Origin of the sequence: Erwinia sp. JH02 (genome assembly GCF_013074405.1) — a bacterium.
GTDB lineage: Bacteria > Pseudomonadota > Gammaproteobacteria > Enterobacterales > Enterobacteriaceae > Erwinia > Erwinia rhapontici.
The window spans coordinates 722,167-747,396 of the sequence record NZ_JABANZ010000001.1; the positions used below are offsets into that span (position 1 = coordinate 722,167).

Annotated in this window: 22 protein-coding genes and 2 tRNA genes; 10 read left to right on the plus strand and 14 right to left on the minus strand. The window is 52.7% G+C overall.

Translation table 11 applies throughout. From position 1 onward, the window contains the following. Position 1 precedes the first annotated feature (1 nt). Entirely contained in the window at positions 2–874 is an 873-nt protein-coding gene (locus tag HHI26_RS03325; RefSeq protein ID WP_171148579.1) for a C40 family peptidase, read from the plus strand. Positions 875–916: 42 nt separating this feature from the next. Here HHI26_RS03325 and HHI26_RS03330 read toward each other — a convergent pair whose 3' ends face one another. Then, the gene (locus HHI26_RS03330) at positions 917–1,006 is read right to left on the minus strand and encodes a YnhF family membrane protein (protein ID WP_133845256.1); all 90 of its coding nucleotides are present in this window, start codon (positions 1,004–1,006) and stop codon (positions 917–919) included. A 294-nt stretch (positions 1,007–1,300) separates the two neighbouring features. Here HHI26_RS03330 and purR point away from each other — a divergent pair, with 294 nt between their 5' ends. Further along, positions 1,301–2,326, plus strand: a complete 1,026-nt coding sequence (gene purR / locus HHI26_RS03335; RefSeq protein WP_133845257.1) for an HTH-type transcriptional repressor PurR — start codon at positions 1,301–1,303, stop codon at positions 2,324–2,326. Here the strand turns inward: purR and punR are convergent. Further along, positions 2,323–3,255, minus strand: coding sequence for a DNA-binding transcriptional activator PunR (gene punR, locus HHI26_RS03340; RefSeq protein WP_133845259.1), 933 nt, complete (start codon positions 3,253–3,255; stop codon positions 2,323–2,325). The genes purR and punR overlap by 4 nt on opposite strands. A gap of 113 nt (positions 3,256–3,368) precedes the next feature. On the opposite strand from punR, the gene punC reads away from it, so the two are divergent. Beyond that, entirely contained in the window at positions 3,369–4,580 is a 1,212-nt protein-coding gene (gene punC, locus HHI26_RS03345) for a purine nucleoside transporter PunC (protein WP_171148580.1), read from the plus strand. Between the two features lie 312 nt (positions 4,581–4,892). Then, a complete protein-coding gene (cfa, locus tag HHI26_RS03350; RefSeq protein WP_133845263.1) occupies positions 4,893–6,041 on the plus strand; it encodes a cyclopropane fatty acyl phospholipid synthase in 1,149 nt (382 codons plus the stop codon). 50 nt (positions 6,042–6,091) lie between these two features. Here the strand turns inward: cfa and HHI26_RS03355 are convergent, their stop codons facing one another. Then, positions 6,092–6,757 (minus strand): riboflavin synthase subunit alpha, encoded by a 666-nt coding sequence (locus HHI26_RS03355; protein WP_133845265.1) that lies wholly within the window; start codon positions 6,755–6,757, stop codon positions 6,092–6,094. 284 nt (positions 6,758–7,041) lie between these two features. Here HHI26_RS03355 and HHI26_RS03360 point away from each other — a divergent pair, with 284 nt between their 5' ends. The 5 genes from HHI26_RS03360 to HHI26_RS03380 all read left to right on the plus strand — a co-directional run bounded on the left by HHI26_RS03360 (position 7,042) and on the right by HHI26_RS03380 (position 11,198). Beyond that, positions 7,042–8,415, plus strand: coding sequence for an MATE family efflux transporter (locus HHI26_RS03360; RefSeq protein WP_171148581.1), 1,374 nt, complete (start codon positions 7,042–7,044; stop codon positions 8,413–8,415). A 146-nt stretch (positions 8,416–8,561) separates the two neighbouring features. Beyond that, positions 8,562–8,638: transfer RNA gene (locus HHI26_RS03365), tRNA-Val, on the plus strand. A 69-nt stretch (positions 8,639–8,707) separates the two neighbouring features. After that, positions 8,708–8,784 (plus strand) — tRNA-Val (locus HHI26_RS03370). Positions 8,785–9,244: 460 nt separating this feature from the next. Beyond that, complete coding sequence (gene pykF, locus HHI26_RS03375; protein WP_159337214.1) at positions 9,245–10,657, plus strand: pyruvate kinase PykF; 1,413 nt, start codon at positions 9,245–9,247, stop codon at positions 10,655–10,657. A 304-nt stretch (positions 10,658–10,961) separates the two neighbouring features. Then, complete coding sequence (locus tag HHI26_RS03380; protein ID WP_034895178.1) at positions 10,962–11,198, plus strand: major outer membrane lipoprotein; 237 nt, start codon at positions 10,962–10,964, stop codon at positions 11,196–11,198. A gap of 106 nt (positions 11,199–11,304) precedes the next feature. Here HHI26_RS03380 and HHI26_RS03385 read toward each other — a convergent pair whose 3' ends face one another. The 7 genes from HHI26_RS03385 to sufA form a co-directional block, all read right to left on the minus strand. Further along, complete coding sequence (locus HHI26_RS03385) at positions 11,305–12,336, minus strand: L,D-transpeptidase family protein (protein ID WP_171148582.1); 1,032 nt, start codon at positions 12,334–12,336, stop codon at positions 11,305–11,307. A gap of 139 nt (positions 12,337–12,475) precedes the next feature. After that, positions 12,476–12,898: a cysteine desulfuration protein SufE gene (gene sufE / locus HHI26_RS03390; RefSeq protein WP_133845272.1), complete on the minus strand. Its 423-nt coding sequence runs from the start codon at positions 12,896–12,898 to the stop codon at positions 12,476–12,478. 67 nt (positions 12,899–12,965) lie between these two features. Continuing rightward, positions 12,966–14,186 (minus strand): cysteine desulfurase SufS, encoded by a 1,221-nt coding sequence (gene sufS, locus HHI26_RS03395; protein WP_133845274.1) that lies wholly within the window; start codon positions 14,184–14,186, stop codon positions 12,966–12,968. Further along, positions 14,183–15,463, minus strand: coding sequence for a Fe-S cluster assembly protein SufD (sufD, locus tag HHI26_RS03400; protein WP_133845276.1), 1,281 nt, complete (start codon positions 15,461–15,463; stop codon positions 14,183–14,185). The genes sufS and sufD overlap by 4 nt, the downstream gene beginning before the upstream one ends. Then, positions 15,438–16,184 (minus strand): Fe-S cluster assembly ATPase SufC, encoded by a 747-nt coding sequence (gene sufC, locus HHI26_RS03405; RefSeq protein ID WP_133845278.1) that lies wholly within the window; start codon positions 16,182–16,184, stop codon positions 15,438–15,440. The genes sufD and sufC overlap by 26 nt, the downstream gene beginning before the upstream one ends. A gap of 50 nt (positions 16,185–16,234) precedes the next feature. After that, on the minus strand, positions 16,235–17,728 hold the full coding sequence (sufB, locus tag HHI26_RS03410; protein WP_133845279.1) for a Fe-S cluster assembly protein SufB: 1,494 nt from the start codon (positions 17,726–17,728) through the stop codon (positions 16,235–16,237). Between the two features lie 5 nt (positions 17,729–17,733). Next, positions 17,734–18,108: a Fe-S cluster assembly scaffold SufA gene (gene sufA / locus HHI26_RS03415; protein WP_133845281.1), complete on the minus strand. Its 375-nt coding sequence runs from the start codon at positions 18,106–18,108 to the stop codon at positions 17,734–17,736. A 391-nt stretch (positions 18,109–18,499) separates the two neighbouring features. On the opposite strand from sufA, the gene HHI26_RS03420 reads away from it, so the two are divergent. Beyond that, positions 18,500–18,904: a hypothetical protein gene (locus HHI26_RS03420; protein WP_171148583.1), complete on the plus strand. Its 405-nt coding sequence runs from the start codon at positions 18,500–18,502 to the stop codon at positions 18,902–18,904. A 63-nt stretch (positions 18,905–18,967) separates the two neighbouring features. Here HHI26_RS03420 and HHI26_RS03425 read toward each other — a convergent pair whose 3' ends face one another. From HHI26_RS03425 to HHI26_RS03440, 4 genes are all read right to left on the minus strand, one after another. Further along, a complete protein-coding gene (locus HHI26_RS03425) occupies positions 18,968–19,381 on the minus strand; it encodes a hotdog fold thioesterase (RefSeq protein ID WP_133845285.1) in 414 nt (137 codons plus the stop codon). Next, positions 19,381–22,437 carry an FAD-binding and (Fe-S)-binding domain-containing protein gene (locus HHI26_RS03430; protein WP_133845287.1) on the minus strand — a complete coding sequence of 1,019 codons (3,057 nt, stop codon included), beginning with the start codon at positions 22,435–22,437 and terminating at the stop codon, positions 19,381–19,383. Before HHI26_RS03430 ends, HHI26_RS03425 begins: the two co-directional genes overlap by 1 nt. A gap of 248 nt (positions 22,438–22,685) precedes the next feature. After that, positions 22,686–22,922 (minus strand): hypothetical protein, encoded by a 237-nt coding sequence (locus HHI26_RS03435; protein ID WP_171148584.1) that lies wholly within the window; start codon positions 22,920–22,922, stop codon positions 22,686–22,688. 605 nt (positions 22,923–23,527) lie between these two features. Next, positions 23,528–25,228 carry a hypothetical protein gene (locus tag HHI26_RS03440; protein WP_171148585.1) on the minus strand — a complete coding sequence of 567 codons (1,701 nt, stop codon included), beginning with the start codon at positions 25,226–25,228 and terminating at the stop codon, positions 23,528–23,530. Positions 25,229–25,230: the final 2 nt, after the last annotated feature.

The window sequence follows — 25,230 nt, forward strand, 5'->3', positions numbered from 1 at the left end:
GATGCGTTTACTCATCACGCTCTTCATACTGGCTTTCACTCAGTTGTTCTTCAACATGGCGCACGCATCGCCACATGCCCCTATTAATGCAAAACAGCAAAAAGCCGAAAGCAATACTGCACGTGTAGATGACCGCCGTAAGCGCCGCCCGGTAAAAGCCACTTCGACCAAAAAAGTCAAAGAACCTGTCAGTAAGAAAGCCAAAGAAACCGCTAAAAAAGAACCCTCTAAATCAGCACGGCTTCTGCTGGCAAAAAAACTGAAAGAGAAAGAAAAGAAAAAAACCAGCGTGGCCCCGGTGCGTAATGCGAAGGTGGAGAAGAAAACACTGAGTAAAAAACTCGCGGCCAGCAAAAAAGCAGATAAAAAACATCATGGTCGTCAACGCGCAGGCAGCAAAGCCACTGACGATGATAACGATGCTCTGAACGCCCCGCTCAAACTCAGCAAAGCGCATCGCGCTCGCTACCAGAAAGCACGTGAGACGGCGATGAACAAGCTGATGGGCCAGCTCGGTAAACCTTATCAATGGGGCGGCACCTCTCCGAAAACCGGTTTCGACTGCAGTGGTCTGGTGTGGTATGCCTATAAAGACCTGGTGAAGTTCAAGATCCCACGCACGGCTAATGAAATGTACCATCTGCGTGATGCGGCTTCGATTAAGCGCGATCAGTTAGAGAAAGGTGATCTGGTCTTCTTCCGTATTAACGGACGTGGCACAGCAGATCATGTTGGCGTCTATCTGGGTGGAGGGAAATTTATTCAGTCTCCACGGACAGGTAAAGATATTCAGGTCAGTGCGTTGAGCGAAGATTACTGGCAGGAACATTACATCGGTGCGCGCCGTATGATGACGCCTAAAACGATTCGATAATGCGTGTGGGTTCGGGAAGAGTTTCCTCCTCCCGTGCAAGAATTAATGCATTACCGCCGTAAAACTAAACGCAATAATCATCAGCAGTGAACCCACAACGGTCAGCGCCGTCATTTTCATATCAGTGTTCATTCTCTCTCCTCAATAACCTTGTTATTAGTAAGCCAACAGATTTTCCCACAGTTACCCGTAAAAATCTCGTTTTCTGTGCGCAGCCTTGTTAGAATTCTTTATTCCGTTGCGCAACACCGTTGGCAACGTGTAAAAGTCAGCACTGCATGTCACTCTACGGACGATTTTACCCCTTCCCGACCCTTTGAGACAGCACCCAAAATAATTCTGGTCGGGCAGGAATGGCTGTACCCAGGCAAACGTTTAACCAATTAGTTATCAAGATGTTACGATAACACCAGGAGTACGATTTTCATGGCAACAATTAAGGATGTGGCAAAGCGCGCCGGTGTTTCAACCACCACTGTGTCTCACGTGATTAACAAAACGCGCTTTGTAGCCGAAGAGACGCGCGAAGCGGTATGGGTTGCAATCAAAGAATTGCATTATTCCCCCAGCGCCGTAGCCCGCAGTCTGAAGGTCAACCACACCAAAACCATTGGCCTTCTGGCAACATCCAGTGAAGCGCCCTATTTTGCAGAGATCATTGAAGCAATAGAAAACCGCTGCTTTGCCAAAGGCTATACGCTGATTTTGGGCAATGCGCACAACGACCTGCAAAAGCAACAGGCCTATCTGTCAATGATGGCGCAAAAACGCGTCGATGGGCTGCTGGTGATGTGTTCAGAATATCCTGACACGTTGATTTCTATGCTGGAAGATAACCGTAATATTCCGATGGTCGTCATGGATTGGGGCGAATCACGCGGTGATTTCACTGATACCGTGCTTGATAATGCTTTTGAGGGTGGTTACCTGGCGGGGCGCTACCTGATCGAACGCGGGCACCGCGATATCGGCGCGATCCCAGGCCAGCTTGAGCGTAATACAGGCGGTGGCCGCCATGCCGGATTCCTGAAGGCACTGGCAGAAGCGGGCATCACTTTGCGCGATGAATGGCTGGTGCAGGGCGATTTTGAACCTGAATCTGGCTATCGCGCCATGCAGCAAATTTTGTCGCAGAAGCAGCGCCCAACGGCCATTTTCTGTGGCGGTGATATTATGGCCATGGGCGCGATTTGCGCAGCAGATGAAATGGGGCTACGCGTACCGCAGGATATTTCAGTGATCGGTTATGATAACGTGCGCAACGCCCGCTACTTTACGCCCGCACTGACCACCGTCCACCAGCCAAAAGAGCGTCTGGGCGAAACCGCTTTTGATATGTTGCTGGACCGTATTACCAGCAAGCGCGAAGATCCGCAAACCATTGAAGTTCACCCTTCACTGATCGAGCGTCGTTCCGTTGCCGATGGTCCTTTCCGCGACTACCGCCGTTAATCACTCACCTGCCACTGGCCAGGATGTTCGCTTAACCACTCTGCATTCAGGGTTTCTGTGCTCCCCAGATAGTCCAGTAACCAACTTAGCGCCGGTGAGGCGCTTTGTTCCGACCAGCTGAGATAACAGGGACTGTCGGGAAACGGGGACGTCAGCGTCACTTCTCCTAACACGCCTTGTTGCAGCCAGGGCTGGGCAAAATGACCGGGTACCATCCCAACACACAGCCCGGCTCGCAGGCAGTCAAACGCACTTTCCCAGTCAGGCACCACCAGCCGTCGTTGATTATCTAATGTCCACGTGGTGCGTTTCGGCAAGGCACGTGAGGTATCTTCCAGCACCAGCGATGGCCACTCACGGATTAACGTCTCGCTTAACGGTCCCTCATGGCTCAGCAGAGGATGTGACGTTTTCACCACGCAGCGCCAGTTAAGACTTCCCATATCACGAAAAGCAAAACGTCCTCGTACCGGGATCGCCTGAGTCGCACCGATCGCAACATCGACGCGACCGTCAGCCAGCGCATCCCACACACCGTTGAACACTTCCGGCATGATATGCAGTTCCATATCCGGAAAATGCCGGTAGAAATCCACGACCAGCTGCCGGGTGCGTGCCGGGCGCACAATTCTGTCGACCGCAATATTGATTTGTCCCCGCCAGCCGTTAGCCACCTGTTGACAGCGTGTGCGGGTGGCGAGCATTTTTTTGATAACAGCACGACCTTCTTCAATGAAAACCCGTCCGGCGTCCGTCAACTCCACATCACGATGACGACGCTCAAACAGACTCACGGCCAGCCAGGCTTCCAGCTGGCGCACGGTATAACTTACTGCGGAGGGGACGCGATGCAATTCCGCCGCAGCAGCGGTAAAGCTGCCCGTCCTCGCCACCGCATCAACCACTTCAAGAGAATGTTCAGACCACATGATTCGCCTTCAATATTTTTCATCGCAACCCACGAATATTAGCGTTTCACAGACGGGTCAGCACGCGATTACACTGCACGCGTAAAAAAATTGTCTAATAAGAGTTAAAAACCATGCGTTCCAAAGGATTTATGATTTACCTTGCGCTGCTCAGCATGCTGGGCTTTCTTGCTACCGATATGTACCTACCCGCGTTTGGCGTGATGCAACAGGACTTGCAGACGGAAGCCGGCGCCATTAGCGCCAGTTTAAGTATCTTCCTCGCCGGGTTTGCCTGCGCACAGCTAGTCTGGGGCCCGTTGTCAGACCGCATCGGCCGCAAACCGGTGTTGATGATGGGCTTGAGTCTGTTCGCCGTTGGTTGTGCAGCCATGCTGTGGGTGGAGTCGGCTTTCTGGTTGCTGATCGTTCGCTTTATTCAGGCCGTGGGTGTGTGCGCTGCGGCGGTGAGCTGGCAGGCTCTGGTGGTTGATCGCTACAGTGGTCCGCGGGCCAACCGTGTCTTTGCCACCATTATGCCCCTGGTCGCCCTCTCGCCTGCGCTGGCTCCCCTGTTGGGTGCCTGGTTACTGCAACACTTTTCCTGGCGTTCTATTTTCGTTGTCCTGTTACTGCTCAGTCTCGCGCTACTGATCCCTACATTGCGCTTGCCGTCACGCCCGGTGGACGATCACGCTGCCGTTAAGCCCCGCACGCCTGGCTTCCTCACATTGCTGAAGTCGCCTATTTACAGTGGCAACGTGGCGATTTATGCCGCGTGCTCTGCCAGCTTCTTTGCCTGGCTCACCGGCTCCCCTTTCATTCTGGGTAACCTTGGTTTGTCCCCTGCAGATATTGGCCTCAGCTATGTTCCGCAAACTGTGGCGTTTCTTGTCGGCGGGTTTAGCTGCCGCGCCCTGTTGAACCACTTTGCCGGGCGCCAATTGTTGCCATGGCTGCTGGCCTTCTACAGCGTCAGCATTCTCGCGATCTATTTTGTTTCACTGCAGCCGCAGCCTTCCTTGTTTGCATTGCTACTGCCGTTTTGTGGAATGGCGATGGCAAACGGTGCGATTTACCCGATTGTGGTGTCCAGTGCGTTACTGCCCTTCCCCCAGGCGACCGGTAAAGCCGCCGCCTTGCAGAATATGTTGCAGCTCGGCCTCTGTTTTTTCGCCAGTCTGGCGGTGTCAACATGGATTGAATCCCCGTTACAGACCACTACGCTGGTGATGGCTGGCACGATTGTTCTGGCTGTCGTTGGCTATATCGTCCAGCGACTGGCGGAGCAAAAACAGCCCCACCTGACGGCGCCGGGCCAGGTGGAATCCTGTAAAAACACTTAGTTAGCGCCCTAACAATAATGAATTGAATATTACCTTTCGTGGGCATATACTTTTCAGCGCAATATAAAATAACAACTTAACACCATTTTTGAGTGGGCGATGGCGTTTGTCGTCGTCCACTGTTGGTTCCTGACAGGGTTGTCATGGAGTTGTTCCGAGTGACTACGTTACGACCTCTGTCAGTTTCACATCAAACCTCTTTTTTAACGTCGGATATCAGACTGCGGCATTCGCCGTGAGTGCTCTCACAGGCCTGTAGAAACAGACAATTCTTTTTCTCAGGTTTTAATCACACAGGGTGATGGAGAAGCTATGAGTTCATCGTGTATAGAAGAAGTGAGCCTTGACGACAACCCGTGGTATCGAATCGTCCAGGAAATGTTGAGTCAGGCCAATATTGAAATCAATGGTTCCCGTCCCTGGGATATCCAGATTACCAACCCCGATTTTTTTAAACGCATTCTGCAGGAAGGATCGCTGGGGTTAGGTGAAAGCTATATGGATGGCTGGTGGGAATGCGAACGCCTGGATATCTTTTTCCAGCGTGTTTTGCAGTCAAAATTAGATCAGCAACTCCCTCACCATTTCCGCGACACCTTGCGTGTTGTGGCCTCCCGACTCACGAATCTGCAAACGCGCAAACGCGCGTGGATTGTTGGCAAAGAGCATTATGATCTGGGTAACGATCTCTTCACCCACATGCTCGATCCTTATATGCAATATTCCTGCGGTTACTGGAAAGAAGCCCGTACGCTGGAAGACGCTCAGGAAGCCAAATTGCAGATGATCTGTGAAAAACTTCAGCTGGAACCGGGCATGTCTTTACTGGATATTGGCTGTGGCTGGGGAGGTCTGGCCGAATATGCCGCGCGTCACTTTAGCGTAAATGTTGTGGGTGTTACCATTTCCGCCGAACAACAAAAGCTGGCGCAACAGCGCTGCGAAGGGCTGAATGTGACGATTTTGCTTCAGGATTATCGCGACCTGTCTGAGCAGTTCGACCGTATTGTTTCTGTCGGAATGTTTGAACATGTCGGGCCGAAAAATTACGCTACCTATTTTGATGTGGTGAATCGTAATCTGAAACCGGAAGGTATTTTCCTGCTGCATACCATTGGTGCTAACAAAACCAATAATGATGTTGACCCGTGGATCGACAAATACATTTTCCCTAACGGTTGCCTGCCCTCTGTGCGTCATATTGCCGCCGCCAGCGAACCCTGGTTCGTGATGGAAGACTGGCACAATATTGGCGCTGATTATGATGTGACGTTAATGCACTGGTATCAGCGTTTTCTTAGCGCCTGGCCTCAACTGTCGGATAAATATGGCGAGCGTTTTAAAAGGATGTTCACTTACTATCTGAATGCTTGTGCGGGGGCGTTTCGGGCAAGGGATATTCAGCTCTGGCAGGTGGTATTTACCCATGGCAAACAAGGTGGACTGCGCGTTGCGCGTTAGGACATACTCTGTTTAGCAGGGGCGACGTCATGTCGCCCTTTTTTATCGCATTACGCTTCCGGGCTCTCAGCCTGTTGTTCGCTGACTGCGGCAGCCAGTAATGCCGCTTCACGCTGAGCCAGAACACGCTCAACGGTTTCCACAATCGCCTGCGTATGCGGGTCGATCTCAATATTCACACGATGCCCCAGACGTTTGCTGCCTAAGGTGGTGCGCATCAGTGTCTCGGGGATCAGATGAACACAGAATTTTGTGCGCGTCACCTCTCCTACCGTCAGGCTGATACCGTCAATGCCAACAAATCCTTTATGCAGGATATATTTCATCTGACTGGCATCCTGCGGTTTAAACCAGATTTCGCGATTGTTTTCCGAGGTGAGTATTTTGCTGATCTCTGCCGTGGTCATAATATGACCTGACATCAAATGACCGCCAATTTCATCACTGAATTTTGCTGCACGCTCAACGTTAACGGTATCACCGACTTTCAGATCGCCCAGATTGGTAATACGCAGCGTTTCTTTTACCAGATCAAAGCTAACGCGGTCGCCATCGACTTCGGTCACCGTCAGGCAACAACCATTATGGGAAACGGACGCACCCAGTTCCAGCCCGGGCAATAATGCCTCCGGCATTCTGATCACATGGGTACGAAAATTAGGTTTTTCGTCAATGTCCAGCACCTCCGCGGTGCCCTGCACAATACCGGTAAACATAGCTGTTGCCTCAATCAATGTGTTTTCGCTCCAGTTAGTTTGCCCTGGCATCGCCACAAAACCAAATAAAGTCCCGTTTAATTGCGTGACATAAAGAGCGATTCTTTTATCAGAAGATTGGCTATTTCCACCGCTGACACTAGAATGGAACGCCTGCCCTGCTGGCATCATCGCAAATGCCGTTTATTTCTTCAGCAGTGTCTTTCATCATTCAACTCCCCAATGGATTTCACGTCGCAGTAAAACGTCGCGAAACATAGCGGAAAAATTAAAAAGGTGTATGTGTGCAGAAGTACCTCTTAGAGGCGCGTCAGTTATTAGCCCTTGCTATCCCGGTGATCCTTGCGCAGGTTGCGCAAACCTCCATGGGCTTTGTTGATACAGTGATGGCCGGTGCCGTTAGCGCCACGGATATGGCCGCCGTTGCAGTAGGAACCTCAATCTGGTTACCTTCCATTCTTTTTGGTCACGGTTTGATCCTGGCGCTGACGCCGGTGGTGGCTCAGCTTAATGGTTCTGGCCGACGTGAGCGCATTGCGCATCAGGTTCGCCAGGCCTACTGGCTGGCAGCGATGGTCTCTGTGCTGATTATGGTGGTGTTGTATAACGCCGGATACCTGATTGGCGCCATGCACAATGTTGACCCGGAATTATCCAGAAAGGCAGTGGGATACCTGCACGCCTTGCTGTGGGGCGCTCCCGGTTATCTGTTTTTCCAGGTCGCCCGTAATCAGTGTGAAGGTTTATCCAAAACGAAACCCGGCATGGTCATGGGTTTCCTCGGGCTGCTGGTGAATATCCCGGTTAACTACGTCTTTATCTACGGTCACTTTGGCATGCCTGCACTGGGCGGTATTGGCTGCGGCGTGGCAACCGCATCGGTCTACTGGGTGATGTTTATCGCGATGAAGGCCTGGGTGAATCGAGCCAAATCAATGCGCGATATCCGTGTTGAGGGACGTTTCAGTCCGCCAGACTGGAAAGCATTACGCCGTCTGACCGGGCTTGGTCTGCCGGTTGCGCTGGCGCTATTCTTTGAAGTGACATTGTTCGCTGTCGTGGCCCTGCTGGTGTCTCCGATGGGGATCGTCAAAGTCGCGGGCCATCAGATCGCCCTGAACTTCAGTTCACTGATGTTCGTCCTGCCTTTGTCGTTGGGGGTCGCTACCACCATCCGCGTAGGCTTCCGGCTGGGTCAGGGTTCGGTTGAGCAGGCAAAGGTCGCCGCATGGACAGCACAGGGCGTGGGCATCTGTATGGCTTGTCTCACCGCGGTGTTCACCGTGACGTTCCGCGAAGAGATCGCCCTGCTGTATACCGATAACCCTGAGGTGATTACGCTGGCAGCACAGCTGATGTTCCTGGCGGCGGTGTATCAATTCTCTGACTCCATTCAGGTGATCGGCAGCGGCATCCTGCGTGGCTATAAAGACACCCGTTCAATCTTCTTTATTACCTTCGTCGCCTATTGGATCCTCGGCCTGCCGAGCGGTTACGTGCTGGCGATGACCGACTGGGTGGTCCCGGCAATGGGCCCTTCAGGATTCTGGACCGGCTTTATCATTGGACTGACCTCCTCTGCCGTCATGATGATTTGGCGGATGCGCCGTCTGCAACGTCAGCCTGCGGAGATGATTCTCACGCGTGCAGCGCGTTAATTTTCTGATAAACCCGGGGAAAATGATTAAAATTGCTGCGCTTCGCACAGTTGCGCAGCAATCAGACGCAAAAATCCTTTTTTCTCCTTGCCAGGCGTTCGGGGTGTCGTTAATATTCGTCCCCGTTGTCACCACGACAACAATTTGCGTCTGTAGCTCAGTTGGTTAGAGCACCACCTTGACATGGTGGGGGTCGATGGTTCGAGTCCATTCAGACGCACCATCTTTCTTCCAAAGAAAGATGAACGGAAGTTGCTATCAAAGCAGTAGTACGAAAGACGAAGCAAATTATGCGTCTGTAGCTCAGTTGGTTAGAGCACCACCTTGACATGGTGGGGGTCGATGGTTCGAGTCCATTCAGACGCACCAAATTCCTTTCCGAAGCATCACCCTACCCGTGTTACCCTACTCAAAAGGCTTTGCCCTGTTCCACGAAACGTACCACATCCCCTTTTTTTGCCCTCAACCAGACTTTCAGATTAACCTTACTTAGTGCTGGTTTGCGCAACGAATTTGATGCGCATCATTCCTGCATGCTATTTCACGCTTTTTAATTGGTTTTCGAACACTTAGCGACTATAATACGGAACGTTGTTTCACTTGAATGGTTTCAGCGTATGGTTGCCCCTCAATTTATAACGAGTACCTGTTGCGCAACGTCCTGCTGCGCCTGCGCCGAAACCACGTCTCAACTTACCCTGCATGCTTTAATTCTGTCACCTATCCTTACTCAGTATCGACGTTTTCATAACGCAAATTTTTTCCTCCGGGGGAAACACCGCCGGGATCCATCTTTAATCATCCATCACAACTTAATAGATAAATCGTCATGAAAAAGACTAAAATCGTATGTACTATCGGCCCAAAAACCGAATCTGAAGAGATGCTGACTAACCTGCTTGATGCCGGTATGAACGTGATGCGTCTGAACTTTTCCCACGGGAATTATGAAGAACATGGCCAGCGTATTACTAACCTGCGCTCCGTCATGAGCAAAAGCGGTCACCAGGCTGCCATTCTGCTGGACACTAAAGGTCCTGAAATCCGTACGATGAAGCTGGAAGGCGGTAACGATGCCTCCCTGAAAGCGGGCCAGACCTTCACCTTCACCACCGACCAGACCATCATCGGTAACGCCGATACCGTCGCGGTGACTTACGCTGGTTTCGCTTCTGACCTGAAAATCGGTAACACCGTACTGGTGGATGACGGTTTGATCGGTATGGAAGTTATCGAAGTCACTGAAAGCACCGTGGTATGTAAAGTGCTGAACAACGGTGACCTGGGCGAGAACAAAGGCGTTAACCTGCCGGGCGTTTCCATTCAGTTGCCTGCGCTGGCTGAAAAAGACAAGCTGGACCTGATCTTTGGCTGTGAGCAAGGCGTCGACTTCGTTGCTGCCTCGTTCATCCGTAAGCGTTCAGACGTGATCGAAATCCGTGAGCATCTGAAAGCGCACGGCGGCGAGCATATCCAGATCATCTCTAAAATTGAAAACCAGGAAGGCCTGAACAACTTCGACGAAATCCTTGATGCCTCTGACGGTATCATGGTCGCTCGTGGTGATCTCGGCGTTGAGATCCCGGTTGAAGAAGTGATCTTCGCTCAGAAGATGATGATCAAGAAGTGTAACCGTGCACGTAAAGTGGTGATCACCGCCACTCAGATGCTCGATTCGATGATCAAAAACCCGCGCCCTACCCGTGCGGAAGCCGGTGACGTTGCCAACGCCATTCTCGACGGCACTGATGCTGTGATGCTGTCTGGTGAAAGCGCCAAAGGGAAATACCCGCTGGAGTCTGTCACCATTATGGCCACCATCTGCGAACGTACCGACCGCGTGATGAAAAGCCGCATCGACTCCCAGCACGACAACCGCAAAATGCGCATCACTGAAGCAGTCTGTCGTGGAGCGGTAGAAACGGCTGAGAAACTGGAATCGCCACTGATTGTGGTTGCCACTGAAGGCGGCAAGTCTGCGAAGTCCATTCGTAAATACTTCCCGAATGCAACGATCCTCGCCCTGACGACAAACGAGCAGACTTCACGTCAGCTGTTGCTCAGTAAAGGCATCATCACTTCCGTGGTGAAAGAAATCGCCTCAACTGACGATTTCTACCGTCTGGGTAAAGAAGCGGCAGAAGCCAGCGGCTACGCGCAGAAAGGCGATGTAGTGGTCATGGTTTCTGGTGCATTGGTACCAAGTGGAACGACCAATACTGCATCAGTGCACGTTCTGTAATTAAAAATTACGCCTTGCATTTAAAAAGCGCCCTCAGTGGCGCTTTTTTTACAACTTGCGTAAGACGTTTCACAAAGCGTCCAATCGAAATTAACGATTTAATTACCGAAGAAACGACGTTCCCTCCGATTAAAATCGCCTGTTTTCGCTTCGTTTTTTGTAAAATATCAGAAATAAGATGCTTCTTTGAGCGAACGATCAAGTTTAAGCACTTTCTCATCAAAAAATTATTCTCATTAGAAAATACTTTGTGTAATACTTGTAACGCTACATGGAGATTAACTTAATCTAGAGGGTATTAATAATGAATCGTACTAAACTGGTACTGGGCGCGGTAATCCTGGCTTCAACTATGCTGGCTGGTTGCTCAAGCAACGCTAAAATCGATCAGCTGTCTACCGACGTGCAGACTCTGAACGCTAAAGTTGACCAGCTGAGCAACGACGTGAACGCAATCCGTTCTGACGTTCAGGCTGCTAAAGATGACGCAGCTCGTGCTAACCAGCGTCTGGACAACCAGGCTCACTCTTACCGTAAGTAAGAGTTCTGGTAATGAAATGGCGCACATTGTGCGCCATTTTTTTTGCCTGTTATCCGGAGTCTTCCACCATGCGTCCAACCCCGTCTAAAACGCCCTGTAAACGATTCTAAGCCCCGCCAGCCCCAATACTAGTCACTGGTGCAGATTTGCCCTCCGAAGCAGCAGGATGCTGTTTATCATCGTTAACAGGCAACTCACGGTTACCATCGACTTTCTCACCCTCGTTGACCAGCACTGGCATCCCTGCTCTGCGTTCAATCGCCGCTTTGATGACTACCCGATCGCTGGCATCACTGTTGATGAACTTCTTAGCAGCCACCGTCAGTGCAATCGGCATGGTTTGTGGGTCGTCCTTTTCGCTATGCGATAACGGCTGATGCACTTCCAGATAACGCTTACCGTCCGGTTCAACCGCGTATTTCACTGGCTGATTGATGATCTGCACGCGCGTGCCTTTAGGAACGCTGTTAAACAGTGCTTCGATATCGTCCGGACGCAAACGGATGCACCCTGAACTGACGCGCATGCCAATACCAAAATCAGCGTTAGTACCGTGGATCAGATAGTGCTGCTTACCGTAAGCCAGACGCAGCGCAAACAGCCCCATTGGGTTATCCGGCCCTGCGGGTACGGTTACCGGCAGCGTCTTACCTTCAGCCGCGTAGCGCTTACGAATATTAGGAGTGGGTGTCCAGGTTGGATTGGGGATTTTCTGGCTGATGCTGGTGACCATTGCCGGGGTATTCGCCCCCAGTTGACCAATACCGATGGGATAGACGATCACTTTGTTTTCATCTTTGGGATAGTAGTAGAGGCGCAGTTCAGCCACGTTGACAACGATCCCTTCACGTTTCGTATCAGGAAGTAGCATCTGCGTTGGAATGGTCAGCTGTGAACCCGCTTTGGGCAACCAGGGGTCGGTACCGGGATTGGCTTCCAGCAGGCCCAGCAGGCCCACTTTGTATTTGGCTGCCACGGACTCCAGCGGCTGCCCGTCATTGGGCACGACAAAAGTGGTGTTCTCACCAATCAGGCGGCTGTTGTCGGGAGGAAGCGGATACTCGGTTGCGCTAACGGCGTGCATCCCGGCAAGAAAGGTAAGAACAGAGATCCCGGCAAAGCGGTAAAAAAGTTTCATGCGCATTTCTCGGTTATGAATGGATAGATACACAACCTGACTCGCTTATGGCGGACGATAAATCCCCCCGTAACCGGTATCTGGATGTGTAAACACCCCACTGTAGCCTGGCGGGGTGCTTACCGAGAAGTGTAGCAATTCAAGGCTGAGTAAGAATCAGCGCTTTCTTACGAATGGCACGAATCATTGCTTCCAGTCCCTGAGAACGGGACGGCGTTAATTGTTGCGTCAGTGAAAGGTCGGCAAACCAGGGGCGGACATCGAAATCGACGATTTCCTGCGGCGTCATCTTTTGGTACAGCGCGAAGACAATGGCAATCAACCCTTTCACCAGCGCGGCATCGCTGTCGCCCTGCAGGCGAACACAGCCTGTTTCATCGGTGTCGACGACAATCCACACCTGACTCTGACAGCCCGGAATGATGTTTTCCGGCTGCTGGAGGGTTTCCGCCTCGCCCGACAGGCGCGCACCCAGCTCAATGATGTACAGATACTTCTCTTCCTGGTTAGCGCAACGATTGAAGTTACGTACCAGCTTGTCTTTATCTGGCAGAGTTGCCATTGCTTCCTCACTTAAAAACGAAAGGGCGAGGCATGCCTCGCCCCTGCGGGTCGGTGCGGGTTGAAACTTAACCCAGCAAACGGTGAATACGTGTTAAACCGGCGGCCAGTCGGTCCACTTCTTCTTCGCTATTATACAGAACAAACGAGGCACGACACATGGCAGGTACCTCGTAATGCTGCATTAACGGCATGGCACAGTGATGACCGGTACGTATCGCGATGCCATACTGGTCCAGGAAGCTGCCAACATCAAAAGCATGGTGCTTACCCAGGTTGAACGCAATCACGCCAGCGCGCTGCTGCGGGCCATAAATCACCAGATCCGGCACTGCGGCCAGTTTATCCAGTGCATAGCGCATCAGTTGCTGTTCACGTTCGGCAATCACATCCAGCCCCAGATCGCTGACCCACTTGATGGCAGCGCCCAGACCGATAATCGCCCCGGTATTCGGTGACCCCGCTTCGAAGCGCCATGGAGCCGCAGCAAAGGTGGTGCCTTTGGTCAGGCTGACGGTAGCAATCATCGCCCCGCCCCCTTCCCACGGCGGCATCTGATCCAGCAGTGCCTTACGGCCATACAGGATGCCAATGCCGGTCGGGCCATAAAGTTTGTGCCCGGAGAAAACATAAAAATCGCAGTCCAGATCCTGGACGTCGACCTGGTGATGCATCACGGCCTGCGCACCGTCGATCAACGTAACCACGCCTGCGGCTTTCGCCTGCGCTACCAGCGCTTTCACCGGATTTTCAGTTCCCAGCACGTTAGATACCTGCGTCACCGCCAGCAGGCGGGTACGGCTGTCCATCAATACAGGTAACTGAGCGATATCCAGCTCACCGTTAGCAGTCAGTGGGATAAAGCGCACTTCAGCGCCGGTGCGCTGTGCCACCATCTGCCACGGCACGATATTCGCGTGGTGCTCCATCTCCGTAATGATGATGTTGTCGCCCGGCTGCAACTGGCTGCCGCCCCAGCTGTTAGCGACCAGATTGATCGCTTCTGTGGTGCCTTTAACGAAGACGATCTCTTCCGCTGAAGCCGCATTGAGGAACTGTGCGGCCTGAGTGCGCACATTTTCCATTTCCGTGGTGGCTTCCGCACTCAGCGTGTGAATACCCCGGTGCACGGCGGCATAGCCATGTTCATAAAAGCGGCTTTCTGCGTCAATGACTGCCTGCGGCTTTTGCGCACTGGCCGCACTGTCGAGATAGGCCAGCGGTTGCCCGTTGACCTCGCGCGCCAGCAGCGGAAACTCCGCCCGAACGCGGGCCAGGTCAAAACTCATTGCAGGCCTCCAGGGAAACGCTGCGCGATGCGCTGCATCACGGCTTCTTTCAGCGTTTCATCAGAAATGGCTTCGGTTAATTCAGCGGCAAACGCATAGATAATCATGCGCTGTGCGGCGGCTTCGTCGATCCCACGAGAACGCAGATAGAACATCTGCTCTTCGTCAATACGACCGATCGTCGCACCATGACCGCATTTCACGTCATCAGCGTAGATTTCCAGCTGCGGTTTGGTATCCACTTCTGCCAGACGTCCCAGTAACAGGTTGTTGTTACTCATCTGACCGTCAGTTTTCAGCGCATACTTGGCCACTTTAATATGACCATTAAACACCGCACGGGCACGGTCACGCACAATGGTTTTATGCAGCTGACGGCTCTGGCAATGGCCTTTGTTGTGCTCAAGATAGGTGCGGCTGTCACACACTTCTTTGTCCAGCGGCAGCATCAGGCTGTTGATCACCAGGTCGCTGCCCTCGCCTTCCAGTTTGCTGCTGGTGTTGTGACGGGTCAGACCCGCCCCCAGCAGGAAGCTGTGGCTCTGCACGCGCACATCACGGCCCAGCATCAGGTCGTTATGTGAGAAGTGATAGCTGCTCTGATCTTCGAAGCAGAGGTTGTAGTGCGTCAGCTGCGCGTTATTGCCCACATCGGCGGTGAAACGCGCACCGGTAAAGTGCGTTGAGGCGTTAAGCGTGACGTAATGCTCAATCACCGTCGCTTCCGACGCTTCTTCCAGCACCAGATGGTGACGATAGTGAGAGGTGTTCATCTCGCCTGCCGCACTGCCGCTGCTGATGTGAAGCAGGTAAAGGGGACGTGCTGCTGCTTTACCACGTGCCAACTGAATGGTCGTCACTTCCTCTGCCAGGCTTTCTGTCAGATGCAGGAACACTTCGGGCTGAATTGGCGCACTCAACTCGCGACGTTCCGCGGCCTGAGTCACCTGAATGGCGAACAGGTCATACTCACTGTCACTCAGGGCCGGTGCAAAACGTCCATCAACAAACACCAGGCGCACAGCATCAATCGCCAGTGCCACGTCGTCGATAGCGTCTGTATTTAGTTCAGCAGGCTGAGGCAGCACAAACTGATGGCCCAGCAGCTGGTCCAGCGGCGTGTATTTCCAATTTTCCTGCTTACGCGTAGGCAGGCCTAAGCGCAGCAGCTGCTGCCAGTGTTGCTGAGCCTGCAACGAACGGCTTTCACCACGCGTTTCAAACAGGTGATGCCACTGTTGCAGCGCGTTATCACTCTTGGTCGGTAAGCCAGCCATAGCCTTGCTCCTCCAACTGTTTAACCAGTGAGAAATCACCTGATTTCACAATTTTGCCCTGATACAGCACATGGACGAAGTCCGGCTGGATGTAGTCAAGAATACGCTGGTAGTGCGTGACGATGATGAATGAACGTTTGCCATCACGCAGGTTGTTAACCCCGTTTGCCACGATTTTCAGGGCATCGATGTCCAGACCGGAGTCCGTCTCATCCAGGATGCACAGATCCGGCTCAAGCGCCGCCATCTGCAGAATATCATTACGCTTTTTTTCACCGCCGGAAAAACCAACGTTGACGGAGCGGGTCAACAGATCCTCAGGCATTTTCAGCAGCTGAATCTTATCTTCAATGAAGTCCTGGAAATCAAAACGGTCCAGCGCTTCCTGTTCACGGTATTTGCGCACCGCGTTAACCGAGGTTTGCAGGAAGAACTGGTTACTGACGCCAGGGATCTCAACCGGGTACTGGAAAGCCATAAAGATGCCTTCACCGGCACGATCTTCCGGGGCCAGTTCCAGCAGGTCTTTACCTTTAAACTCCACGGAGCCGCCGGTGACTTCATAATCTTCACGCCCTGCCAGAGTGGCAGAAAGGGTACTTTTCCCTGAGCCGTTTGGCCCCATGATGGCGTGAACTTCGCCCGGTTTGATTTCAAGATTCAATCCACGCAGGATAGCTTTGTCTTCAACGCTGACCTGTAAATCTTTAATGCTTAACATAAGGTTTCCTTCGTAGTGCTTTCCGGCACCATATCAATGCTGTGCGTAGGTTAGCCCACGCTGTGTTCGAGGCTGATGGCCAACAGTTTCTGCGCTTCCACTGCAAATTCCAGCGGCAGCTCTGAGAAGACATCCTTGCAGAAACCGTTAACAATCATAGAAATCGCATCGTCTTCGCTGATCCCGCGTTGCAGGCAGTAGAACAGCTGGTCTTCACCAATACGTGATGTGGTGGCCTCATGCTCTAACTGTGCGGTGTTATTACGCACTTCCACATACGGGAAAGTGTGTGCACCGCATTCCGCACCAATCAGCATCGAGTCACACTGGGTAAAGTTACGCGCATTGGTGGCGGTTGGCATGATTTTCACCAGGCCGCGATAGGTATTCTGGCTGGTGCCAGCAGAGATACCTTTAGAGATGATGGTTGACTTGGTGTTTTTACCAATGTGGATCATCTTGGTGCCGGTATCAGCCTGCTGGCGTCCGCTGGTCAGCGCGACAGAGAAGAACTCACCAATCGAGTTATCACCGCGCAGGATCACACTCGGGTATTTCCAGGTGATTGCAGAACCGGTTTCCGACTGCGTCCAGGACATCTTACTGTTCGCCCCTTCACACAGTGCACGCTTGGTGACGAAGTTCAGGATACCGCCCTCGGAGTCGCCACCGGAGAACCAGTTTTGCACCGTGGAGTATTTCACTTCCGCATCTTTGTGGATGATCACTTCCACCACCGCCGCATGCAGCTGGTAGGTGTCACGGACCGGCGCTGAACAGCCTTCGATGTAGCTCACGTAACTGCCTTCATCGGCAATCAGAATGGTGCGTTCAAACTGGCCGGTTTTCGCCGCGTTAATACGGAAATACGTCGACAGCTCCATCGGGCAGCGCACCCCTTTCGGGATGTAAACGAAAGTCCCGTCAGAGGCCACCGCTGAGTTCAGCGCGGCGAAGAAGTTGTCATTTGCCGGAACAACGGTGCCCAGATACTGTTGAACCAGCTCCGGGTGCTCGTGGATGGCTTCACCGAACGAACAGAAGATAATGCCCTCTTTCGCCAGCTTATCGCGATAGGTGGTCGATACGGAGACGGAGTCAAAGATCGCATCTACGGCCACTTCCTGGCCTTCACGTACCGGTACGCCTAACTGTTTAAAGGCGTCTTCCACTTCCTGGGTCAGGTAGTTGGGCGCATCGGTTCCTGAAGCCTGTGTGGCACCTGGCTCAGAGGCACAGCTGTCATCACAGTTGCCGCAGGACGGCGCGGAATAGTAGCTGTAATCCTGATAATCCAGCTTTTTGTAGTTGGCTTTCAGCCAGTGAGGCTCTTCCATTTCAAGCCATGCAGCGAAGGCCTTCAGGCGGAATTCCAGCATCCACTCAGGTTCGTTACGTTTAGCCGAGATTGCGCGCACCACATCTTCATTGATGCCGTGTTCAAACTCTTCGGTTTGCAGTTGGGTAAAGAAGCCTTCTTTGTAGTTCTGAGGGCTGCCTTCCCAAACCTGTACATCGTCAGATGCTTCAGTATTACGAGACATAGGGTTCACTCAACGCCAAAGCTCTCACCACAGCCGCAGGCGTGTTGAGCTTTAGGGTTATTAAATTTGAAAATCTGGTTCAGGCCTTCGCGCACGAAATCCACTTCCGTACCGTCGATATAGGGCATCGCCTGCAGGGGCACGAATAACAACGCACCGTTATGGCTGAACACCAAATCATCCGCCGCCGATTCTTTCGCCATATCCATGGTGTAACCAAATCCGGCACAGCCAGAGGTTTTGACACCCAGCTTCAGGCCCTTAATCTCAGGGTCACCTGCGGCCAGATTGATGATTTGCTTTGCTGCGCTGTCAGTAAGCGTCAGCCCTTTCCAGATGTACTCATCCGGAGAAAAAGTGGCAGGATTTGCTGATTGCATAATTTACCTCGCGATACGATAGCCCTTCGGGCTAGTGCCCCTATGTTAGTGATTACCAGAATCACTTCAACCTCTTGTTTTGCAGGGATAAAGGACAAAAGGTGCTTTTAGGGAACTCTTGACTAAGTTTAGACCCTGTAAAAAAGATTGCGCTTTGCCTGAAAGACGCATCGTCTCAAAAGATAAGCGTTTGAAAATAAGATGTTTATATTTTGTTATCTAAACCGAATACTTTCTCTAACTCATTCTCGTTATTCACCGTGACGCGGTTATCGTTATCACCGATTTTTCTGACAGGTGAGGTATATCAATAAAAATTCCCACGTTACGATTGAATAATATCGCAGTTATAATATGATAATGATTATCATTAGCGCGACTGGAACCCGTAATGAATCTGTCGATGAGTGCGTGGCTGCAACATAAAATTGATGAGTACACGTTTTCCGTACGTGATATCACCGTCGACTTTTACATGGCGCAGGCTAAGTTAAACCGGCCCGACTGTTCCATTGAACAACTGCGTAAGTTCAATGATACCTGCCTCGACATGGCCGAACTCTGCCAGCTGAATGGCGACGATCAAAGCTATCTTCACGCGCTGGGAAAACTCCATCAACGACAGGTTGTTGAGCTGAGCAACACCGACCGCGAACGCCTGTTCCGGATGCAAGCCTGGCAACTGGCACGCCACTCCCTGAGTCGCCTCTGTCATCAGCTGGCAATGAATGGCGAATGGGATAAAGCGACCGTGTTGCAAAGCGAATTCGTTAAGCACGCGTCGTGGATAATGTAATCTTCAGAGTATTATACCGCGTGCCAGTGATGCGAAAAACCCCGCATTAAGCGGGGTTATCGGTCAAATCACAGCAGTTGTGAGGCGGGACGTACAGCACAAGCGATTATTGTTGTCGAAAATTTCTATTTGCCACACCTGATGACGCCGTCCGAGATGCACAGAACGGCACACACCACGGACCTCGCCTTCCCGTGCGGCCCGCAGATGATTGGCGTTGATCTCCAGCCCAACCACCTGCTGTTCACCCTCGGTGCAGAGATACCCAGCCATTGAGCCTAGTGTCTCCGCCAGCACCACCGATGCTCCGCCGTGCAGCAGACCAAACGGCTGGCGCGTACGCTGATCAACCGGCATCACCGCTTCAATTCGGTCCTCCGCCAGCACCGTAAAACGGATGCCAATATGGTCCACCATCGTGTTTTGACTGCGCAGATTTAACTGCTCAAGCGTGGCTTCACGCTGCCAGATTGCCATTACAGGATCTCCAGTAATGCCTGCAGAGGATGGCGTATACCGCTACCTTCAATACGTTTCACCTGACTGCGGCAGGAATAGCCGGTCGACAGACAGCGCTGACGCGGCAGTTTTTGCAGGGCATTTTGCCAGGAGAGCGCATAAATCCCGAGCGAGTTTTCCAGGTTTTTTGCTTCATGCCCGTAAGTCCCGGCCATGCCGCAGCAACCCACGCTGACATTTTCCAGCCTGGCACCAAAGCGGGCAAAGATCGTTTCCCACTGTTTAATCGAGCCGGGCAGCGCAGTGACCTCGGTGCAGTGGCCAAACAGATACCAGGATTCACCTTCTGCTGCGGGCTGGGCATCACGCGTCGCCAGCGCAGTATGCAGCCATTCATGGACTAACTGCACATGGAAATCCCCCCGTTTATCACCCAGTACCTGCTTGTACTCATCGCGGTAGCAGAGCACCAGCGCCGGATCGACACCCACCAGCGGCATCTTCAACTGCGCCACACGATTGAGGAAATCAGCAGTTTTCTGTGCGGTACGCGCAAACTGTTGCAGGAAGCCCTTAATATGCTGCGCTTTGCCGTTCGGCGAGAACGGCAGTACCACAGCAGTGAAGCCCAACTTTTCAATCAGTTGCACAAAGTCGGCCACCAGCTGTGCTTCGTAATAGCTGGTAAACGGGTCCTGAACCACCAGCACAGTCCGCGCACGCTGTTCAGCACTCATCTGTTCGAGATCTTCCAGCGTCGTGCCCGATGCCCGATGACCGGCCAGCTGCTGCTTCAGCGTCGGTGACGATAAGAGCGGCAGGTCGACCATACCAATATGGCGCTTGCTGAGCGATTTGACCCAAGGCTGACGTAAAAAGAAGTTAAAGGTCTTTGGCGCTTTTGCCATCAGCGGCGCATAGCTCTCCACCGTTGCGACCAGATAGTCACTGGCCGGACGCAGGTAGCGCGTGTGATAGAGCTGTAAAAAGCGTGAGCGGAAACCAGGAACATCGATTTTGATCGGACATTGGGTTGAACACGCTTTACAGGCCAGGCAGCCTGACATCGCGTCTTTCACCTCGTGGGAAAAATCATACTGCCCGCGTTTGGCCTGCCAGCTGTTGCGGGTCCGCTGGATCATACCGCGCAGACTGATTCCTTTTGACGGCAGTTGCTGCTCAAGCACCAGTGGATCTACGCCCTGCTCGGCCAGCAAACGCAGCCATTCGCGCGTCAGCGTGGCACGCCCTTTCGGTGAATGCATGCGGTTGCTGGTGATCTTCATTGACGGGCACATCGGGCTTTTCACATCAAAGTTAAAGCATAAGCCGTTGCCGTTACACTCCATCGCGCCACGCCAGTCAGTCCGAACGTTAACCGGGATCTGGCGATCGTACGTGCCACGTTTCACTGCATCGACTTTGAGCATCGGGTCGTCGACGCCCAGCGGTGCACAGATTTTACCCGGATTCAGACGGTTGGCAGGGTCGAAGGCGGCTTTAATGCGGCGCAATTCGTTATACAGCACCTCGCCAAAGAACGCCGGACTGTACTCCGCGCGGAATCCTTTCCCGTGCTCCCCCCACAGCAGGCCGCCATAACGCGCTGTCAGGGCCACGACTTCATCAGAGATCTGTTTCATCAGCATCTCCTGCTGCGGGTCGCACATATCCAGCGCAGGGCGCACGTGCAGCACCCCGGCATCCACATGGCCAAACATGCCATAACTGAGGTTATGCCCATCGAGCAGTGCACGGAAATCGACAATATAGTCAGCGAGGTTCTGCGGCGGCACGCAAGTGTCTTCAACAAACGGAATCGGCTTGGCACGCCCTTTGGCATTCCCCAACAGCCCCACGGCTTTTTTGCGCATCCCGTAGATACGCTCAATACCGGAAACGTCATCACAGAGCTGATAGCCAATGACCCCGCCCTCGCGCAGTGACATTAACGTTTCAAGTCGCTGGCACAGCGATTCCACCTGGCTGTCGATCAGGGATTTATCGTTGCCAGCAAACTCCACCATATTCAGGCCAAGCATCTCTTTGTCAGGAATATCCGTAATCAGTTCACTGACGGAGTGCCAGACAATGTCTTCACGGGCAAGGTTCAGCACCTTAGAATCAACGGTTTCGACCGACAGCGCTTTGGCCTCCACCATAAATGGCGCATTGCGCAGCGCAGAGTCAAAGGAGTCGTATTTAATGTTAACCAGCCGGCGCACTTTTGGGATCGGAGTGATATCCAGGGTGGCTTCGGCGATAAACGCCAGCGTGCCTTCAGCGCCACATAAAATGCGCGTCAGATCCAGCTGTTGCAGATCGTCACTCAACACATGACGCAGGTCGTAACCGGTGAGAAAACGGTTAAGTTTAGGGAATTTGTCGATGATTACGTCACGCTGCTCACGGCAGCGGTCCAGCACCACACGATAGATATTACCTTCCGCACCAGGTGCCTGCGCGCGTATTTCCGCTTCGCTGACGGGCATCGCATACGTATCCAGCACCTCTCCTCCCAGCAGGACCGCTTTCAGTCCCAGTACATGATCGGAGGTTTTGCCGTACACCAGCGATCCCTGGCCTGAGGCATCCGTGTTAATCATGCCGCCAAGTGTGGCGCGGTTACTGGTGGACAGTTCCGGGGAGAAAAAGTAGCCAAAAGGTTTCAGGTAATCATTGAGCTGATCTTTTATGACGCCGGCTTCAACTTTTACCCAACCCTCTTCGACATTGATATCCAGAATGCGCTTCATATGGCGCGACATATCCACCACAATACCCTGATTGAGTGACTGCCCGTTGGTGCCGGTGCCGCCACCGCGTGGCGCAAAGGTCAGGGAATCGAAGCGACTGTCTGCCGCAAGGCGTGCAATCAGTGCCACATCAGCCGTGGATCGGGGGAAAATAACTGCGTCGGGCAACAGTTGATAGATACTGTTGTCGGTGGACATAATCAGACGGTCGGCATAGCTTGTCGCTGTGTCGCCAGTAAAACCATCCTGTTTTAAGGCATCCAAAAAACTCAGCACCAACGGAACAAGACCCGGTGCCTGGGAAATCTGTGGGATCATTATCGGGTGACCAAAAAGTTATGTGAATCGTTTGCGTTGCTCAAATAGCGCAGTTATCCGTTTTATCACATTTTTTTATGACCTGCCGTTATTTCAAAAAACGAAGCAAAAGAATAACCTGTCTCTTTAATTCAGAGAAACCCAACAACACACCTTATATTTAATGCATTAAAATCAATTAATTACATTAAATTCTTGCATCAATCACACCCAAAGCAATAAAAAATGTCGCAAAAGTGTCGCTTAAGTCATCTGCTTCCTGAAGTTAATTCACACTGATAATCAAACGCAGCTTGCCAGGCTGAGTCTTCATCAGGGAATAGCTGGTCTGCAATTGCCACCCAATCCCGGCTACCGCCACCGACTACCAGATAACGCACATCCCACCCCTCACCACGTGGCCACAACACGTATCGGCCATCCGGCACGCCGTTGCGCGGTAGTCCATCTTCTTCAGTCAGTTTCTCACCTCTGGCCATGAACATAAAAACTGCCCCATTGATGATTACGCGGCGCATAAGCCCTGCCCTCTAAATAATAATTAACTGTACATAAACACAGTATATCTATTTCAGTAATTTCAGTAACCCTGAACACCAAAAAATGCAGTGAAGCCGCGCCACGCCTGACATGGCGTTTTTCATCTCCGCCGCAAACGATCCACGCAACGATCTATTCAACTGACGTAAAACAGCTAAATCCCTTTAAATTCTGTTAGTTATGTTTTTCACACGATCCACTAACGATCTATGAAACTGAAAAACACTGAAATCCTTTTCAACCTTTTCAGTTTGGGTTCTCCGGCAAAGCCCCAGCAGCGGCGCGGGCTGGCGGGATGGTTTGTAGAAAATCCAAACTGAAATAACTTTCAGATCCAAAAACGGCAGGCGGGTGCGGTGTAGTGCCGTTTTCGTCTCCGATCAGTTTATTTTGTCTGGTTGTGGCAGGCTGTGCGCCACGCTGCGGGGTTAATCCTTTTTGATTTGAAACGGGGATGGATGTGAGACAGCGCCTCACTGAACGCGATAGGGTGGCTTTAATTCGGGGCGTAAAAAAGCCCGCACGCGGCGGGCTGTGTTGTCGGGACGAATTAACCGATTACCGGTTTATATTTTTCCTTCAGTATATTGGCCTGGCCTCCGGCCTGAGCGATGTCCGCTGCATTGGTTGGGGTTCCGGTGTCCGGGTGCGTGTGGGCTGCTGTCAGCTGGGCCAGTTGCCTGACCACATCAAGCGTGTCCAGCATCAACTGCATAACGTTAATCTGCTGGCTACCCACCCAGACGACTGGCGCAATGATCTGCTGCTGTGCGGCCGCAACGCTGCTGCGGATACCTCCGATTTTTTCCAGCAGGTCGCCCGCTATCTCGCTGGTACTGCCGCCCACAATGCGGGCATCACGGTTACCGCTGATGCTGGTTTTACAGTCTCCTCCGATGCTGGCCACCCTGTTACCCTGGATGGCCAGCGCGTAATCCCCCAGGGTGACATGCTGGATGGCTCCGGCCATCAGCGTGACCTTGCCCACCACAGTAGTTTTGTCCGTGGCCTTGATAGTGGTTTCACGTGCGACCAGCGTGCGCCTTTCGTCGTCAGCCTCAACCACGCGGGACATAGATGATTCACTGATCGTCTGGTCAGTTTTACGCACCCAGTCACCGCCCTGGGTGATGCGCTGCGAAACTTCCTCCCGCTGCTGCTGTAGCTGCTCACCCGGTTTAACATCCGGCAGGCTGTTGCCCTCCGGCATTGTCTGCCTGACGAAAGGCTTATCCGGGCGGCCTCCGTTGAAACCAATTTCAACCAGCGTCCCTTCCGGTGGAAACTGAAACGTACCTGAATCGTTACCCGCCCCCGGCACCGGAAGCGGCACGGCGGGATATTCAGGCGTGTTTCTGTCCGGATTGCCGTCAGCGTCCAGCAGCTGCACGTTGACCGCATAGCGCGGCCGGAACGGGTCAGCAAAATCACCGCTGGTTACCGCTTCGCTGGGTGCGGTTACCCGCGCAAACTTCGGCAGGTGCACACCGGATGCCAGCTCCGGGTAAGCGGTTTCCACCTGGCGCTGTAGCGGCGTTTTTTGCAGTGGTGCGCCCGTGGCTTTGTTGCGCGGGGTCCATGTGATTTCAAGATCGTCATTGTACAGGCGGACACGCGTCACGCGCTGGCCGTTCAGCTCAACGCCGGGGCGGATGCTCTGCACAACAGGGATAGTCATGGAATTGCCGCCCGCCGCGCTGCTGGCGAACTCGGCGGGGATTTCAACGGGTTTTCCGGCAAACAGGGCATGTTCAGCGGCACCCAGCCAGACGTCACCATCCGGCAACTGATACCACTGATAATCGGTCACATTAAATGCCGCACCCAGACTGGCCAGCAGTTGAAAACCCGTACCGGAATGCGTGAAATGAGGGATCGGCTTATCGGCATAATCCGCACTGGCCACGCTGACCGTCAGGCCGCTGTTTTCTGTCAGCCAGGCCGCGATCTGACGCAAAGTCGGATGCTGAAAAGAGCACGGCCAGTTGCGGTCAAAGATACCGACCATTTCACGCACAAACAGGCGCTGATAGCCATTCTCTGCGGGCTGACTGCGCTCAACGTACCCCGTAAACCAGCGCAGCAGCTTATCAGTGTAGCCCACGTCAAGCCGGACCATTTTACCCGTAAAATCCTCGCTGGTTTCCGCCGTGATGAACCCCCGGCCGCACCCGTTCAGCTCCAGCGCAACATTAACGTCTGTCAGGTGTACCAGCTCACTCGACAACCACAGTTTTTTAATCGGTTTCATCC